This window comes from Streptomyces sp. NPDC001401 (assembly GCF_042895385.1).
GTDB lineage: Bacteria > Actinomycetota > Actinomycetes > Streptomycetales > Streptomycetaceae > Streptomyces.
This window is the reverse complement of sequence record NZ_JBIAWI010000007.1, coordinates 238,061-252,992: the sequence shown is the minus strand read 5'-3', so window position 1 is coordinate 252,992 and position 14,932 is coordinate 238,061. Positions and strand designations below refer to the sequence as shown.

13 protein-coding genes are annotated in these 14,932 nt (G+C 72.1%); 8 read left to right on the top strand and 5 right to left on the bottom strand.

Annotation, left to right across the window (positions count from 1 at the left end):
- Positions 1 to 84 precede the first annotated feature (84 nt).
- Both ACFY10_RS24565 and ACFY10_RS24560 read left to right on the top strand, forming a co-directional pair.
- Positions 85 to 690, top strand: a complete 606-nt coding sequence (locus ACFY10_RS24565) for a hypothetical protein (RefSeq protein ID WP_390667334.1) — start codon at positions 85 to 87, stop codon at positions 688 to 690.
- 108 nt (positions 691 to 798) lie between these two features.
- The gene (locus ACFY10_RS24560) at positions 799 to 3,243 is read left to right on the top strand and encodes a right-handed parallel beta-helix repeat-containing protein (protein WP_390667333.1); all 2,445 of its coding nucleotides are present in this window, start codon (positions 799 to 801) and stop codon (positions 3,241 to 3,243) included.
- Here the strand turns inward: ACFY10_RS24560 and ACFY10_RS24555 are convergent.
- Positions 3,213 to 5,567: a hypothetical protein gene (locus ACFY10_RS24555; protein ID WP_390667332.1), complete on the bottom strand. Its 2,355-nt coding sequence runs from the start codon at positions 5,565 to 5,567 to the stop codon at positions 3,213 to 3,215. The two genes, ACFY10_RS24560 and ACFY10_RS24555, sit on opposite strands and share 31 nt — an antisense overlap.
- 286 nt (positions 5,568 to 5,853) lie before the next feature.
- On the opposite strand from ACFY10_RS24555, the gene ACFY10_RS24550 reads away from it, so the two are divergent.
- Both ACFY10_RS24550 and ACFY10_RS24545 read left to right on the top strand, forming a co-directional pair.
- Positions 5,854 to 6,672: a DeoR/GlpR family DNA-binding transcription regulator gene (locus tag ACFY10_RS24550; protein WP_390667331.1), complete on the top strand. Its 819-nt coding sequence runs from the start codon at positions 5,854 to 5,856 to the stop codon at positions 6,670 to 6,672.
- A 94-nt stretch (positions 6,673 to 6,766) separates the two neighbouring features.
- Positions 6,767 to 7,237, top strand: coding sequence for an SRPBCC family protein (locus ACFY10_RS24545; protein WP_390667330.1), 471 nt, complete (start codon positions 6,767 to 6,769; stop codon positions 7,235 to 7,237).
- Positions 7,238 to 7,395: 158 nt separating this feature from the next.
- Here ACFY10_RS24545 and ACFY10_RS24540 read toward each other — a convergent pair whose 3' ends face one another.
- The gene (locus ACFY10_RS24540; protein WP_390667329.1) at positions 7,396 to 8,520 is read right to left on the bottom strand and encodes a PLP-dependent cysteine synthase family protein; all 1,125 of its coding nucleotides are present in this window, start codon (positions 8,518 to 8,520) and stop codon (positions 7,396 to 7,398) included.
- Positions 8,521 to 8,849: 329 nt separating this feature from the next.
- Here ACFY10_RS24540 and ACFY10_RS24535 point away from each other — a divergent pair, with 329 nt between their 5' ends.
- Both ACFY10_RS24535 and ACFY10_RS24530 read left to right on the top strand, forming a co-directional pair.
- Positions 8,850 to 9,173, top strand: a complete 324-nt coding sequence (locus ACFY10_RS24535) for a hypothetical protein (RefSeq protein ID WP_266963703.1) — start codon at positions 8,850 to 8,852, stop codon at positions 9,171 to 9,173.
- 234 nt (positions 9,174 to 9,407) lie between these two features.
- Positions 9,408 to 9,938 carry an ATP-binding protein gene (locus ACFY10_RS24530; protein WP_390667328.1) on the top strand — a complete coding sequence of 177 codons (531 nt, stop codon included), beginning with the start codon at positions 9,408 to 9,410 and terminating at the stop codon, positions 9,936 to 9,938.
- Between the two features lie 198 nt (positions 9,939 to 10,136).
- Here the strand turns inward: ACFY10_RS24530 and ACFY10_RS24525 are convergent, their stop codons facing one another.
- Genes ACFY10_RS24525 through ACFY10_RS24515 form a run of 3 tightly spaced genes read right to left on the bottom strand, consistent with a single transcriptional unit; the run spans position 10,137 to position 13,728 of the window.
- Positions 10,137 to 12,698 carry an ABC transporter permease gene (locus ACFY10_RS24525; RefSeq protein ID WP_390667327.1) on the bottom strand — a complete coding sequence of 854 codons (2,562 nt, stop codon included), beginning with the start codon at positions 12,696 to 12,698 and terminating at the stop codon, positions 10,137 to 10,139.
- Positions 12,695 to 13,444, bottom strand: coding sequence for an ABC transporter ATP-binding protein (locus ACFY10_RS24520; protein WP_390667326.1), 750 nt, complete (start codon positions 13,442 to 13,444; stop codon positions 12,695 to 12,697). The genes ACFY10_RS24525 and ACFY10_RS24520 overlap by 4 nt, the downstream gene beginning before the upstream one ends.
- Entirely contained in the window at positions 13,441 to 13,728 is a 288-nt protein-coding gene (locus ACFY10_RS24515; protein ID WP_390667325.1) for an SHOCT domain-containing protein, read from the bottom strand. Before ACFY10_RS24515 ends, ACFY10_RS24520 begins: the two co-directional genes overlap by 4 nt.
- Positions 13,729 to 13,912: 184 nt before the next feature.
- On the opposite strand from ACFY10_RS24515, the gene ACFY10_RS24510 reads away from it, so the two are divergent.
- Both ACFY10_RS24510 and ACFY10_RS24505 read left to right on the top strand, forming a co-directional pair.
- The gene (locus ACFY10_RS24510; RefSeq protein ID WP_390667324.1) at positions 13,913 to 14,497 is read left to right on the top strand and encodes a TetR/AcrR family transcriptional regulator; all 585 of its coding nucleotides are present in this window, start codon (positions 13,913 to 13,915) and stop codon (positions 14,495 to 14,497) included.
- A 12-nt stretch (positions 14,498 to 14,509) separates the two neighbouring features.
- Positions 14,510 to 14,929, top strand: a complete 420-nt coding sequence (locus ACFY10_RS24505; protein ID WP_390667323.1) for a cupin domain-containing protein — start codon at positions 14,510 to 14,512, stop codon at positions 14,927 to 14,929.
- The last annotated feature ends 3 nt before the right edge of the window (positions 14,930 to 14,932 follow it).

Genomic DNA, 14,932 nt, shown 5'->3' with positions numbered 1-14,932 from the left:
GTGATTTCGATCTCTCTTTGACCGGGCCCGCGGGTGAACGGCTCCACCGGGGGTTATCACGGAGCGGGAAGGGGGTGCGGGACGGTGCGAGCAATCGGCGGACTCTGGCGCTGGCGGCACAATCCGCTGCGGCGCACGAGCGATCTGGTCGAGGCCTGGGTGGCGCTGGTGGCGCTGCTGCTGATCCTGGCCGTCGCACCCGTGATCGGTTCTCTCGTCGGCGGCGTCGCCCAGGACGCCCTGCAGCAGTCCGTACGGGACCAGCGCGTGGCCCGCCACCTGGTGACGGCCACCGTGGTGCGCAAGCTGGACCGCTCCCCACTGGACACCGACCCCGAGACGTCGGGGTCGCGGGATCTGCGCAGCCGCGTCATAGCCGACTGGACCGCACCGGACGGCTCCGGACACCACGCCGCGGCCCTGGCGGACCTCAAGTCCCCGCACCGCGGCGACCACTTCAAGATATGGACGGACCTGCACGGCCAGATAGTGGCCCGTCCGCTGGACCCCACGACGGCGACCACGCACGCGGTGCTCGCCGGGGTCGGTGCCGCCCTGCTCGCCGCGGGGGCCGTCGAGGGCGGCCGGCGGCTGATCGTCTGGCGCATGGTCCGTCGCCGGTACGCCCGTTGGGACCAGGCCTGGGACCGGGCGGGCCCGGACTGGGGCAGGACCGGCACCGGCAGCTGACGGCCTTACGGCTCTGGTCAACCCACCGCCCGCGCGCACGCTACGGTGGACCGGCCGAACGCAATCGGCATCAACCCGCGTACCACGAGGTGGGGGCACAAAAACGCCATGGCACAGGGCACGGTCCAGGTGACGCACACCGGCACATCGCGGTGGCGACGCCGCACGGGTGAGTACGCATCGCTCGCCGCCGCCCTGGAGGCCGCCGCCGACGGTGACGTCCTCACCGTCGCGCCCGGCACCTACCGGGAAAACCTCGTCATACAGCGGTCGGTGACCCTGCGCGGGCCCGAGGGCTCCCCCGGTTCGGTGCGGATCGCGCCCGTGGACGGGGTGCCGCTGACCGTGCGTGCCTCGGCGGTGGTCCAGGACCTGCACGTGGAGGGGCAGGACGCGGCGGCGCCCGCCCTGCTGGTCGAGGAGGGCACACCGGAGCTGCTGGACGTCCGGATCATCACCCGGTCCGCGGCCGGCATCGAGGTGCGCGCAGGGGCGCGTCCCACCGTGCGGCGGTGCACCGTCGACAATCCGGCCGGCATCGGTATCGCCGTACTCGACGGCGGGGGCGGGGTGTTCGAGGAGTGCGAGGTGGTGGCCGCCGGCCAGTCGGGGGTCGCGGTCCGCGGCGGTGCGCACCCGCGCCTTGAGCGGTGCCGCATCCATCACGCCTCGGGGGCGGGGCTGTCGGCGACCGGGGAGAACTCCGCGCTGGAGGCGGTGGGTTGCGAGGTGTACGAGGTGCGGGGCAGCGGCGTCCAGGTCACCGGCCGGGCCACCGCGCACCTCACGGACTGCGATGTGCACCGCACCACGGCGGACGGTGTAACGCTCGACACGGACGCGGTGCTCACCCTGGCCGACTGCCGCATCCACGACATCCCGGAGAACGCGGTCGATCTGCGCTCGCGCTCGGTGCTCACCCTGACCCGGACGACGGTGCGTCAGTTCGGGCGCAACGGCCTGTCGGTGTGGGATCCGGGCACCCGCGTGGACGCCAACCAGTGCGAGATCTTCGACAGCACGGGCGACTACCCGGCGGTGTGGGTCAGCGACGGCGCCACTGCGGTGCTCGACTCCTGCCGGGTGCACGACGTGCCGGACGCCCTGTTCGTCCTGGACCGCGGCTCGCGCGCGGACGTCGTCGACAGCGACCTGTCGCAGGTGCGCAACACGGCCGTGTCGGTGAGCGACGGCGCGACCGCACAACTCGACGACTGCCGCATCCGGGACGCCGCGACGGGCGCCTGGTTCCGCGACCACGGCAGCGGCGGCACCCTGAGCAACTGCACCATCGACGCCACCCAGACCGGAGTGATCGTCACCAAGGGCGCGGACCCCACCATCGAGCGGTGCACGGTCGACTCCCCCGCGGAAGCCGGGTTCTATGTGTCGGCGGGCGGGCGCGGCAGCTTCCTGGGCTGCCGGGTGACGGGCAGCGGCGGCTACGGCTTCCATGTGATCGACGGCAGCCGTACGACGCTGAAGAAGTGCCGCACGGAGCGCTGCGCGCGCGGTGGGTACGAGTTCGCAGAAGGCGGCGACGCGGCCCCCGGTTCCGGCCCGGTCGTCGAGGACTGCACCAGCGACGAGAGCGCGGGCCTCAGGCCGCCCGCGGCCCGGGAGACCGCCGTACAGACCACCGGTCAGTCGCCCGGCCTGCTTGGCGCGATCCCCGGGCAGCGCACCACCGAGCAGGAGCCCCTGATCGCCGCCGCGCAGCCCCAGCAGCCCGAGCAGCCGGCGCGGACGTCGAAGGCCGTGCTGGGTGAACTCGACGCGCTGGTGGGCCTGGACAGCGTCAAGCGCGAGGTCCGCGCGCTGACCGACATGATCGAGGTGGGCCGGCGCCGGCAGCAGGCGGGCCTCAAGGCGGCGTCGGTCAAGCGGCATCTGGTCTTCACCGGCTCCCCCGGCACCGGCAAGACGACCGTGGCCCGGCTCTACGGCGAGATCCTCGCCTCGCTCGGCGTACTGGAGAAGGGGCATCTGGTCGAGGTGTCCCGGGTCGACCTGGTCGGTGAGCACATCGGCTCGACGGCGATCCGCACCCAGGAGGCCTTCGACCGGGCGCGCGGCGGTGTGCTGTTCATCGACGAGGCGTACGCGCTGTCGCCGGAGGACTCGGGCCGGGACTTCGGCAAGGAGGCCATCGACACGCTGGTGAAGCTGATGGAGGACCACCGGGACGCCGTCGTGGTGATCGTCGCGGGCTACACCGCCGAGATGGAACGGTTTCTTTCGGTCAACCCCGGTGTGGCCTCACGTTTCTCACGGACCATCACCTTCAGCGACTACGAGCCCGACGAACTGCTGCGGATCGTCGAGCAGCAGGCCGACGAGCACGAGTACCGGCTGGCGCCGGGCACCGCGGAGGCCCTGCTGAAGTACTTCACGGCGATCCCGAAGGGCCCGGCGTTCGGCAACGGCCGGACCGCCCGCCAGACCTTCGAGGCGATGGTGGAGCGGCATGCGGGCCGGGTCGCCCAGTTCGCCGAGCCGAGCACGGACGATCTGACCCTGCTCTACGCCGAGGATCTGCCCGAGTCGCCCTGAGCTCCCGCCCCCGGGCGCGGAGCGGGCACCTCCGAGCGCAGACGGGCCAGCAGCCGTTCTCGCTCCTCGGCGAAGGCCGGGTCGGCCTGGTAGTCGGAGTGGCCCAGGATCGGGGCAGGCAGCGGGTGCCGTGCGGTGCGGCCGTAGGCGAGCGGGTCCTTCAGCGGTGCGCGGTCCACCTCGGGGCCGCAGTCGCCCGGCAGCCCGACCGGGCCGCCGATGGGGTCGGTGAGCCGGTACAGGTTGCGCCAGCAGTCCACGTCGTGGTGCAGGGAGCTGAGGGCGGCGGGGCCGAAGTGGGCCGGGAACCAGCGGCCGTAGAGGCGCTCGATCGGGGATCCGTAGGTCAGCAGGGCGACCCGTCTGCGGACGGACGGCTTCAGCTGCCAGGCCGCGGCGGCCGCGAGCACGCTGCCCTGGGAGTGTCCGGAGATCACGAGGCGGCCGCCGGTGGCGCGCGTCCAGGTCGCCATCCGCCAGGTCAGGTCGGGCACCGCGCGCTCGGCGTAGCAGGGCGGGGCGAAGGGGTGGGCGGCGCGCGGCCAGAAGGTGCCGACGTCCCAGAGGATGCCGATGGTGCGCCGGGCGGAGGCGTCCTTGTAGGCACGCCTGCCCCAGGTGACGAACAGTATGAAGCCCAGGCCGATCAGCCAGGAGCCCAGGGCCTGTGCGGTCTGGGCGGCTCCGTGCACGAAGGCGAAGGCGTGCTGCGCGGCCTCACCGGGCGCCTCTTCGGTGATCTTCGCGCCGAGGAGGGCTCCGGCGCCCAGCAGCAGGGTCGTGGCGGAGGTGACGGCGACGACGAGGGGGCCGCGGTCGGTGAGCGTGGCCAGCGCGCGCGTGGTGGCGATGCGCCGGGTGCGCGCCGTGTCCTTGGGCTCGCCGGGGTAGTCGAGCTCGACGGTGCCCAGTGCGGTGCGGCGCAGGAGCCAGGCCCGTCGGCCGAGCCCGGCGCAGAACACGAGCAGGACGAGCAGCAGTACCGGGATCACGGACGCCTGCCAGGTCAGCAGGACCGGCGGGCCGTCGATGGAGGTGCCGGTGCCGTCCAGCCAGTCCGACACCCGCTGGGAGACGCCGCCGGACATCACCCCGCCCAGGGCGCAGGCCAGCATCGCGACGGCGGGTCCGCCCTGGCCGTGCAGCACGGCGCGCGCGTCGGGGTGGCTGCGGTACAGCAGGTGGGCGACCACCGCGAGGGCGATCACCAGTAAGCCCTGGACCAGGGCGAGACCGCCGAAGGTGGTGCCGCCGCCGGCCAGCAGGCCGGCCGACCGCCACCCCGGGCGCTCCCAGCCGGCGTACCCCGTGGACAGCAGCAGCAGGACGAGGGCGGTCAGCGGCAGGCGTCGTACGAGGTGCTCGTCGAGCTCCTGGTCGAGGCGGTTCTCGCTGCGCCCGCGGCGGCAGACCACCCACACCACGACGGCGGCGGTGGCCAGGAGTGCCACCTCCAGAAGCCGGCCGACCGTGTCGAGTGCCGCGGGGCCGCCGGGCCTGCGGTCGAAGCGGGCCGCGGAGGAGACGACCGCCGCGGCGACCGTCAGCAGGCCCGCGGCGGTGTGGGCGGCGCGCAGCCGGGCGACCAGCCGGCGGCCGTACCAGAAGCCGGGCCGGCCCAGGGCGGTGCGGCCGGTGTCCTCGTCGGGTTCGGGCCGGCGGTCGATCGGCCGCTGGGACTCGTACGCGCTCCAGGTGCGGTGGGAGAGGTACCACAGCAGGCCGGTGAGCGCGGCGGGCACCAGGGCGGCGACGACGAGCCGGCGGCCGGGCCTGCTCCACCAGCCGTTCTGCGACATGTCGGGCGACAGGAAGCCCAGCCAGGAGTGCCGCTCGGCGCACGCGCGTGTGCCCGCGCACTGCCAGGCCACCAGGTCCAGGGCGACTTCGCAGGCGGCCGCGACCAGCAGCACCGTCAGTGTCAGGCCCGCGAGCCGCACCAGCAGCCCGTACAGGCGGACCGTCCGCTGGTGGCCGCGCGCGGTGGGGCGCATCCAGTGGGCGAGGTTGACCACCATGAACGGCAGGAGCAGCAGCCACAGGGCCCGCGCGCTGTTGCCGGAGGTGAGATTGCACCAGACGTACGCCTCCGGCACCGGTCTGCCTCGGTAGACCTCGGGTCTGCTCTCCGCGTCGACGTCCTCGGCGCGCCGGAAGACGGCCGCCGTGTCGTCGCCGGTGATCCGCACCGTGCGCGGATCATTGAGCATCTCCTGGGGTGTGGTGCCGCCCACGCCGTGGACCAGGAGTTCCAGGGCGGTTGCTGATCCCTCGGGCCCCGGGACGGAGCCGCTGGTCGGGACACGTTCCTGCGCACGTTCCACTGTTCGCACTTCCCCCGTGACGCGCCGACTCCTTGTGTTCGTGCGGGCACAAGGATCTCCGCTTCGGCGGGGGCGTACACCCCTGAACACGTAATCTCCCCGTTCCGAGTGACATGCGGGGAACAGATGGGGCGTTGGTGACATGCGCGCGTCGAGCCGGTGGCACCGTGGGGACCCACCCGTGCAAGGATGGGACGTCCGCGCACCGGGGCAGGGGAGAATGTCCTTGTCGGAGCAGGTGTGCAGGGCGTGTCGGACGGCTTGCGACGAAAGGACCGGAGCGTACGTGAGTGAGAATCAGAACCTCCTCGCGGAGCAGCGGCGCGCCCTGATCCTGGACGAGGTGCGGCGCCGGGGCGGGGTCCGCGTGAACGAGCTGACCCGCAAGCTCGGCGTGTCGGACATGACGGTGCGCCGCGACCTGGACGCGCTGGCCCGCCAGGGTGTGCTGGAGAAGGTGCACGGCGGCGCGGTGCCGGTCGTGGAGGCGAGCACGCACGAGCCGGGCTTCGAGGCCAAGTCGGGCCTTGAGCTGACGGCCAAGGAGGACATTGCACGCTCGGCGGCCCAGCTGGTGGCGCCGGGTACCGCGATCGCGCTGTCGGGCGGTACGACGACGTATGCGCTGGCCCACCATCTGCTGGACGTGCCGGACCTGACCGTCGTGACGAACTCGGTGCGGGTGGCCGACGTCTTCCACGCGGCGCAGCGCACCTCCGGTCCGCGGCAGGGTGCGGCCACGGTGGTGCTGACCGGCGGGGTGCGCACGCCCTCCGACTCGCTGGTGGGGCCGGTGGCCGACCAGGCGATCGCGGCGCTCCACTTCGACGTGCTGTTCCTCGGTGTGCACGGCATATCGGTCGAGGCCGGCCTGTCGACGCCGAACCTCGCGGAGGCCGAGACCAACCGGCGCCTGGTGCAGTCGGCGCGGCGGGTCGTGGTGGTCGCCGACCACACCAAGTGGGGTGTGGTGGGCCTGAGTTCGTTCGCGGCGCTGGAGCAGGTCGACACGCTGGTGACGGACGCGGGTCTGGCGGGCGACGCGCGCGAGGAGATCTCCGAGCATCTGCGCCGGCTGGTCGTGGTGGGCGAGCCGGAGAGCTGATCCGCTCCGGGCGGTGCAGACATCTGACGGATCGCCAGTTACCGTGGACGTTGCCCCGGTCAACTTCCCTTCTCCGCCAAGGGGGTTCGCGTTCATGGCCCACCGTCTGCGTCCCGTCGGGCTCGACTTCGTCGACACCGCACCCGTGCGCCTGGTCTTCGCGCAGGAGATCTCCGCGGCACCCGAGGCGGTCTTCCACGCCCTCAACGACGATGTGCCGGGGTGGGCGGAATGGTTCGCCGCCGTGACGCAGGCGCGGTCGCTCGACGGCGGCGCCGGGCGCGACATCCGGCTCAAGGGCGGCGGGCGCTTCCGGGAGACCGTCCTCGCGGCGAAGGAGGCCGAGGTGTACGCCTACCGGGTCGACGTCACCAACGCGCCGGGCGCCCGCGCCCTGGCCGAGGAGTGGCGGCTGGTTCCGGCCGGGACCGGCACGCGCGTGCAGTGGACCTTCGCCGCGGACGGGACGGCACCGTTCCGGCTGGTGGTGAAGGCGGCACGGGCGGGGCTTGGGCGGGCCTTCCGGGACGCGGTGATGTCGCTGGACCGGCGGCTCACGCGCTGACCGCTCCGCGGGATGCGCGGCGATGGGTCGTTTTTCGGCTGCGGCATCGCTGTGGCTGGTCGCGCCCCGCGGCGGAGCCGCTGATGTCAGAGCCCCGCACCCCTTTGGGGCGCTGACTTACCCGCAGTACCTCGGCGAAGCCGGTTGGGGACAGCCGCTCAGCAGGGCCAGACGCCCGTCTCCAGCAATGAGTCGATCGCCGCCGTGTACGGCTCGATGTCCAGGCCCTGTTCGGCGAGCCATGCGTCCGAGTAGTACTTGTCGAGGTAGCGGTCGCCCGGGTCGCACAGCAGCGTCACCACGCTCCCCTTCCGTCCCTCGGCCACCATCTCGGCGACGATCTTCAGCGCGCTCCACAGTCCGGTGCCCGTCGAGCCGCCCGCCTTGCGGCCGATGGCCTGCTCCAGCGCACGTACGGCGGCGACGCTGGCCGCGTCGGGAACCTTCATCATCCGGTCGATGGCGCCGGGCACGAAGCTCGGTTCCATACGGGGGCGGCCGATGCCCTCGATGCGCGAGCCGCTGTCGCTGGTGACGTCCGGATCGCCGGTGGTCCAGCCCTCGAAGAAACAGGAGTTCTCCGGATCGGCCACGCAGACGCGGGTGTCGCGCTGGGTGTAGTGGACGTAGCGGGCGAGGGTCGCCGAGGTGCCGCCGGTGCCGGCCGTCGCCACGATCCACGCGGGCTCCGGGAACCGCTCCAACTCCAGCTGGCGGAAGATGGATTCGGCGATGTTGTTGTTGCCGCGCCAGTCCGTGGCCCGTTCGGCGTAGGTGAACTGGTCCATGTAGTGGCCGCCGGTCTCCACCGCGAGGCCGGCCGACTCCTCGTACATTTTGCGCGAGTCGTCCACGAAGTGGCACTGCCCGCCGTGGAATTCGATGAGACGGCACTTCTCCGCGCTCGTCGTGCGCGGCATGACGGCGATGAAGGGCACGCCGATCAGCTTGGCGAAGTACGCCTCGGAGACGGCCGTCGAGCCGCTGGACGCCTCGATCACCGGGCGGCCCGGCCGGATCCAGCCGTTGCACAGCCCGTAGAGGAAGAGCGAGCGGGCGAGCCGGTGCTTGAGGCTGCCGGTCGGGTGGGTCGACTCGTCCTTCAGGTACAGGTCGATGCCCCATTTCTCGGGCAGCGGGAAGCGGAGCAGATGCGTGTCGGCCGAGCGGTTGGCATCGGCCTGGACCTTGCGGACGGCTTCTTTCAGCCAGTCGCGGTAGGCGGCGTCACTCTGGTCGACGTCGAGGGTCTTGCCGGTCCGGGTCTGCTGGGGGGTGCTCACGACGGGTGCTCCTTAGGCTGTGCGCCGACGGCGCGTCGCGCGGCCGACGCATCGATCATAAACACCTTCCGCACGCTTCTCACCTGCATAAACGCACCTTTGAGCGCCTCAAAGAACACCCTGGGGCCAGGGGGCGGGTGAGGGTGGGGGCGCATTCGCACGAGTGCTCCGGGCGCTCGGTCCCAGGTGCCGTGCGTACTGGTGCTCGACGCCGGGTGCGGGCAGACTGCACCGAACGGGGGCGCACACTGGATCACGACACGAGCTGGATCACGGCCCACGCAGGAGCACGGTCCAGCGCACCGGACGGCCACAAGGGGGCGGGCGGCATGGCGGAGCCGGAGTTCACGGCGACGGGCGTGCGGATCGGCAAACGGCTGCGTTCGCTCACCCGGGCCGGGCAGGTCCGGATCAGCGACGGCAGGCTGGCGTTGCTCACCAGTTACGGCACCGAGATCGACAGCGCACCGGTACAGGCGGTGCGCGCCTCCAAGCCCTGGTTCGCCGCGGAGGACCGGGCGCTCGCGGACCTCAACGGCAAGCGGTACCTGCTGACCCTGGGCGATCACGATCCGGCGCCGGGCGAGCCGGGGCCGCCCGCGGCACGCCGGTTCATCGAGGCCGTACGGAAAGCGGCGGGGCGCGGCGGCTGACACAGCCCACAGGACGACGGCGGCGGGGCTGCTCCCGCGCGGTCGGTTGCGCCGATCGCGAGTTGCGGTACCGCGCCCCCTGGGTCACGCTGTTCTCACGTCACTCTGGGTTTACCGGCGATAACGCTGCGAACCAGCCCGCCGGGCACGACGGCAGGTGGCCATTTCCCTCAGGCACCTGCTGGATCCGTACTCCGTGTTCTTCCGGACCTCTTAAGTCGGGGAGTCGCAGCCGTGATCAGTCACCCAAGCAGGCACTGCACGGTAGAGCTGCAAGCCCTGCCGTCGCGGATCGGCCAGGTCCGCAGAATCGTCTCTGCGCAGTTGCGCTACTGGCATCTGGACCCCCTCATCGACCGGGCCGCGCTCGGTGTGACGGAGCTGTTGACCAACGTCCACCTGCATGCCCAGCCCGACAAGCTGTGCACCGTGGAGATAGAGCTGGTGCTGGACCGGCTCATGGTCTCCGTGCGCGACCACGACCCCCGCCTGCCCGAGGTGCGGGACGTGGAACCCTGCGCCACCACCGGGCGCGGGCTGGCCATGGTGGCCGCGGTGAGCGAGAGCTGGGGGGCGCGCCCGGACGGCGAGTCGGGCAAGGTCGTCTGGTTTGCGCTGCCCACCACACCGGCTCCGGTGGCGGCGCCGGCCCGCTCTCCGCGCCGTACGGCCGACAAACCGGCCCGTCGGCTCGTGGAGGTCGAGCACGCGGTCGACGGCCGCCGGTCCCCGCACGCTCCCGCCCGGTCCGCCGTTGCCGGCTGACCGGGCGGTGACTGTATTGGATGGGTCGGTCGCCTTCGGGGCGCCTTAGCCGGTGTCGAGAGACCGACGCGCCCCTACGGCTCCCTCCCGGCCGGTGTCCGGTGGTGCAGTCGGCGTTGGAGGGCCCTTGCTGTTGGGCCAGTTGCCCTCGGCGTGCCGTTGGCCATTGCGCTTGACGACCTTGTTTCTGGCCCCAGGTCACTCGGTGGCGATGGCGCGCAGCACGTCCAGGCGTGCGGCCCGCCGGGCCGGGCGCAGGCCCGCGAGGGCGCCGGCCGCGAGACCCACCAGGGCCACGATCACGAGCTGCACGGGCGGGATCGCGAAGGCGAAGGCGCTGTCGCTGGCGCCGTCCGAGGCCTTGACCAGCACCCAGCCGAGGAAGGCGCCGAGCCCGAGGCCGCCGACGGTGCCGAAGGCGGCGACGAGGACCGACTCCCAGCGGACCATGGCCCGCAGCTGGGGACGGGTCTGGCCGACGGCCCTGAGCAGGCCCAGTTCGCGGGTGCGTTCGTGGATGGCCAGGGTCAGGGTGTTGGCGATACCGAGCAGCGCGATGAGGACCGCGAGGGCGAGCAGGGCGTAGACGAGGGTCAGCATCATGTCGATGCCGCCGGCCGAGGACTGGGCGTACTCGTCGCGGGTCTGCACCTCGGGGTTGCCGTAGCGGTCGGCGACCTTCTGCACGGCTGCCTTGCCCGCGTCCGCGCTCACGCCGTCCTTGAAGGAGACGGCGAGGAGGGTGTCGGAGTCCTGGGTGCGGTGCGGCGCCCAGGCGGCACGGGTGATGACGTAGTCGCCGGCGAGTTCGGACCGGCCGTAGACCGCGCGGACGGTGAAGGTCTGCTTCTTGCCGTCGGTGAACGTGAGCTGGGCCTTGTCGCCGGTGGTGAGGTGCTGCTTGTCGGCCTCCAACCTGGTGATGGCGATGCCGTCGGTGCCGAGGTTGCGCAGGGAGCCGTCGACCCTGCCGAGGTCGAAGGTGCGCTCCAGGGCGAGGGGGTCGGTGACGGTCAACGCCCGTCCCTTGCCGTCGGCCTTCGCGACTCCGCGGCCCAGGCCTACGGCCGTGTCGACCTCGGGCAGCTGCTGGACGGCCCCGGCAAGGCGGGGGCTCAGCCCGCTGCCGCCCGCGCCGAAGGACGGTGTGCTGACGGCGACGTCGCCGGCGAAGGACCGCGACACGGTCTGGTCCATGGTGGCCTTCAGCGAGGCGCCGAACACGGTGAAGAGGGAGACTACGGCCACGCCGATCATCAGGGCGCTTGCGGTGGCGGCCGTCCGCTTGGGGCTGCGCAGGGCGTTGCGCCGGGCGAGGCCGCCGGTGACGCCGCGGAGCCTGTCGAGGGGGCCGCCGAGGATGCGTACGGCCGTGGTCGAGGCGACCGGTCCGAGGACCACGAACGCGACCAGGGCGAGTACGGCGCCAAGTCCCGCCATCCACAAGGACGGTGACACCAGGACGCCGGAGAGCGTGGTGGCGACGGCGAGGGCGGCCAGGCCCATGCCGGTCACGGCACGCGTGCGGGAGGCGCCGGAGGTGTCGACAGCCGTCTCGCGCAGGGCAGCCAGCGGGGCGGTGCGGCCGGCGCGGGCTGCGGGCAGCAGCGCGGAGCCCAGGCAGACCACGATGCCGACCGCCAGCGGGAGGGTCATGGACAGGGCGCTGATGACCAAGTTGCCGTCGGGGAAGGGGAATCCGATTGCCGGGAAGAGGGCTTGGAGGCCGGCGGCGATGCCGATGCCGCCAGCAAGGCCTGCCGCCGAGGCGGTCACGGCGACAGCGGTGGCCTCGATGAGGGTCGTGGCGGTGACCTGGCGGCGGGAGGCGCCGAGGGCGCGCAACAGGGCGTTCTCGCGGGTGCGTTGGGCCACGACGATCGCGAAGGTGTTATGGATGGAGAAGGTCGCGACCAGCAGGGCGATGCCGGAGAACACCAGCAGGAAGGTGGTGAAAACGGTCAGGAACTGGCTGGAGATCATGTCGGTGTCCTCCTGGGCCGACGCCTGACCGGTGATGGCCTCAACTCCCCCGGGCAGTACGGGAGTCAGCCGGTCGACGAGTTCCTTCTCGCTGACGCCGGGTCCGGCCCGCACCTTGATGCTCGACGCCTCGCCCGGCCGGGCGGTGAGGTACTTCTCGGCGTCAGCGCCGGTCATGCCGGTGAAGGTCACCTGCGCCATGCCGTCCTCGCCGCCGAAGGTCGCCAGGCCGACGATCGTCACCTTGACCGGGTCCGGGGTGCGCAGGGTGGTGGTGTCGCCGATCTTCAGGTTGCCCTTCTTGGCGGTGCCGCGGTTGACGACGACCTCGCCGGACTTCTGCGGGGCGCGGCCCTCGGCGAGCTGGTACGGGTTGAGCTGGGCGTCGGTGATCCAGTTGCCGGCGAGGGTGGGCGGGCCCTGGCCGCCGATGGGCTTGCCGTTCTTGCCGACAAGCTGGCCGGCGCCCTCGATGTCGGGTGCGGCGGCCGCGACCCCGGGCACCTGTTCCAGGGTGTTCACCAGGGCCGTGTCGACGGGCCGGCGCACGCCCTGGCTCTCGCCGGGCGTGGTGATGGCGTCGGCGCCGCGGACCACGGCGTCCGTGCCGCTGGTCGCGTTGCCGAACATCGAGTCGAAGCTGGCGCGCAGCGTGTCGCCCATGACCAGGGTGCCGGCCAGGAAGGCGACGCCGAGGAACACGGCGAGAAAGGTGCCGGCGAAGCGCCGCTTGTGGGCGCGCAGGGAGGACACGCTCAGCCGTACGGCGGCGTTCATGAGGGCACCTCGAAGGCTTTCATGCGGTCCAGGACCTTGTCGGCGGTCGGGGATTCCATCCGGTCGACCAGGCGTCCGTCGGCGAGGAAGACGACCTCGTCGGCGTGGGCGGCGGCGACCGGGTCGTGGGTGACCATGACGACGGTGCGGGAGGTCTGGCGCACGGCGCGGCCGAGCAGGCCGAGGACCTCCTCGCCGGAGCGGGAGTCGAGGTTGCCGGTCGGCTCGTCGGCGAAGACGACGTCCGGCTGTCCGGCGAACGCCCGTGCCACGGCGACGCGTTGCTGCTGGCCGCCGGAGAGCTCGGAGGGCCGGTGGTGAAGGCGGTCGCGCAGGCCGACGACGTCGATCAGCGCGTCGATCCACTCCGGGTCCCCCTTGCCGCCCGCGAGGTCCAGCGGCAGCGTGATGTTCTCCGCGACGCTCAGCGTGGGCACCAGGTTGAACGCCTGGAAGACGAAGCCGACGCGGTCGCGGCGCAGCAGGGTCAGGCGGCGGTCGTCCAGGCCGCCCAGGTCGGTGTCGCCGATGTACGCGGTGCCCGAGCTGAGCGTGTCGAGGCCGGCCGCGCAGTGCATCAGCGTGGACTTGCCCGAGCCCGAGGGCCCCATGATCGCGGTGAAGCGGCCGACCGGGAAGTCGACGCTCACCCCGTCCAGGGCCCTCACCTCGGTGTCGCCGCGGCCGTACACCTTCACGGCGTCGACGACCCGCGCGGCCGTCCGCACGGCGGTCGTGGTCGTCACGCCGCACCGCCCTTCGTGCGGCCGAACTGCTCGTCCAGCACGGACAGTCGGCGCCAGTACTCGTCCTCGTCGATCTCGCCGGAGGCGAAGCGGCGGCCGAGCACGGCGAGCGGCGAGTCGCCGGAGGGACGGGTGTCCCCCATGGCCCGCCAGGGGCCACCGCGGCCGCGCCACACGGTGCGGCGCAGGACGGTCACGACGCCGATCACGACGGCCGCCCAGATCAGCGGGAAGAAGAGGATCCACGGTCCGGGGCCGCCGTTCCAGTCTGCGAGGGTCTGCATCTCGAGTCATCTCCTGAATGGGTCCGCTGCGGGTCTGGTGGTGATGTCTCGAGACTCCCGCCGGGCAGGGGTCCAGGTCGTCGTACGGCCAGCGGCACTGCGCGTACCTCCCGGGGAGTACACGGGGTCGATTCCGCTGCTCCTGGCAGGCTTCCTAAAGGGCTCGACTTCTGTAACTACTAGTATGTACAGTCGACGCATGAGCACCTCGGAGAGCACCTCGGACCGGCTGATCGAGTCCACCCGTGAGCTGCTGTGGGAGCGCGGTTACGTGGGTACCAGCCCCAAGGCGATCCTGGAACGCTCGGGCGCCGGACAGGGCAGCATGTACCACCACTTCAAGGGCAAGCCCGATCTCGCCCTGGCGGCGATCCGGCGGACGGCCGAGGAGTTGCGGGCTACCGCCGAGGGAGTACTCGGCGGGCCGGGGACACCGTACGAGCGCATCGAGGCCTATCTGCTGCGCGAGCGTGACGTGCTGCGCGGCTGCCCCGTCGGGCGGCTGACGATGGATCCGGACGTCATCGCCAGCGACGAACTTCGGGAGCCGGTCGACGAGACGCTCGACGCGATCCGCGAGCTGATCGCCGGGATCGTCGAAGAGGGCAAGGAGCAGGGCCAGTTCGCGCTCTCGCTGGACGGCGAGGAGATCGCCGCGACCGTCCTCGCGACCGTCCAGGGCGGTTATGTCCTCGCCCGCGCCTCCGGCTCCCCCACCGCCTTCGACGCCGCCGTCCGAGGGCTGCTCTCCCTTCTCGCCCCGCGTTAGGAGTTCAGGTCTGTGCACATCACCAGGAAGCGCCCCGACACCCGGCAGGGCCCGGCGGAGAACTTCACCGGCTCGGTGTGGCTCGACGAGATAGCCGAGCCCGCGGCCCCGTCCCGACTGCGCATGTTCAACGTCCACTTCGCGCCCGGCGCCCACACCGCCTGGCACCGCCATCCGCACGGTCAGGTGCTGCACGTCCTGGAGGGCGAGGGGCTGGTGCAGCGCAAGGGCGGTGCGGCGGAGTCGATCCGCGCGGGCGAGACCGTGTGGATCGAGCCGGACGAGTGGCACTGGCACGGCGCCGGGCCGCGCACCTTCATGACGCATCTCGCGGTCGTCGAGGCCGCCGAGGACGGCACCACCACGGAGTGGGACGCGCACGTCGGCCCGGAGGACTACCCCGTCGGTGATTCGCAGGACACCCCTGCCTGAGGA

What these genes read in the sequence shown, in the direction of transcription:
- ACFY10_RS24560 (WP_390667333.1), top strand. Translation starts at nt 799, where the DNA reads ATGGCACAGGGCACGGTCCAGGTGACGCACACCGGCACATCGCGGTGG.
- ACFY10_RS24545 (WP_390667330.1), top strand. Translation starts at nt 6,767, where the DNA reads ATGGCCCACCGTCTGCGTCCCGTCGGGCTCGACTTCGTCGACACCGCA.
- ACFY10_RS24535 (WP_266963703.1), top strand. Translation starts at nt 8,850, where the DNA reads ATGGCGGAGCCGGAGTTCACGGCGACGGGCGTGCGGATCGGCAAACGG.
- ACFY10_RS24525 (WP_390667327.1), bottom strand. Translation starts at nt 12,698, where the DNA reads ATGAACGCCGCCGTACGGCTGAGCGTGTCCTCCCTGCGCGCCCACAAG.
- ACFY10_RS24515 (WP_390667325.1), bottom strand. Translation starts at nt 13,728, where the DNA reads ATGCAGACCCTCGCAGACTGGAACGGCGGCCCCGGACCGTGGATCCTC.
- ACFY10_RS24510 (WP_390667324.1), top strand. Translation starts at nt 13,913, where the DNA reads ATGTACAGTCGACGCATGAGCACCTCGGAGAGCACCTCGGACCGGCTG.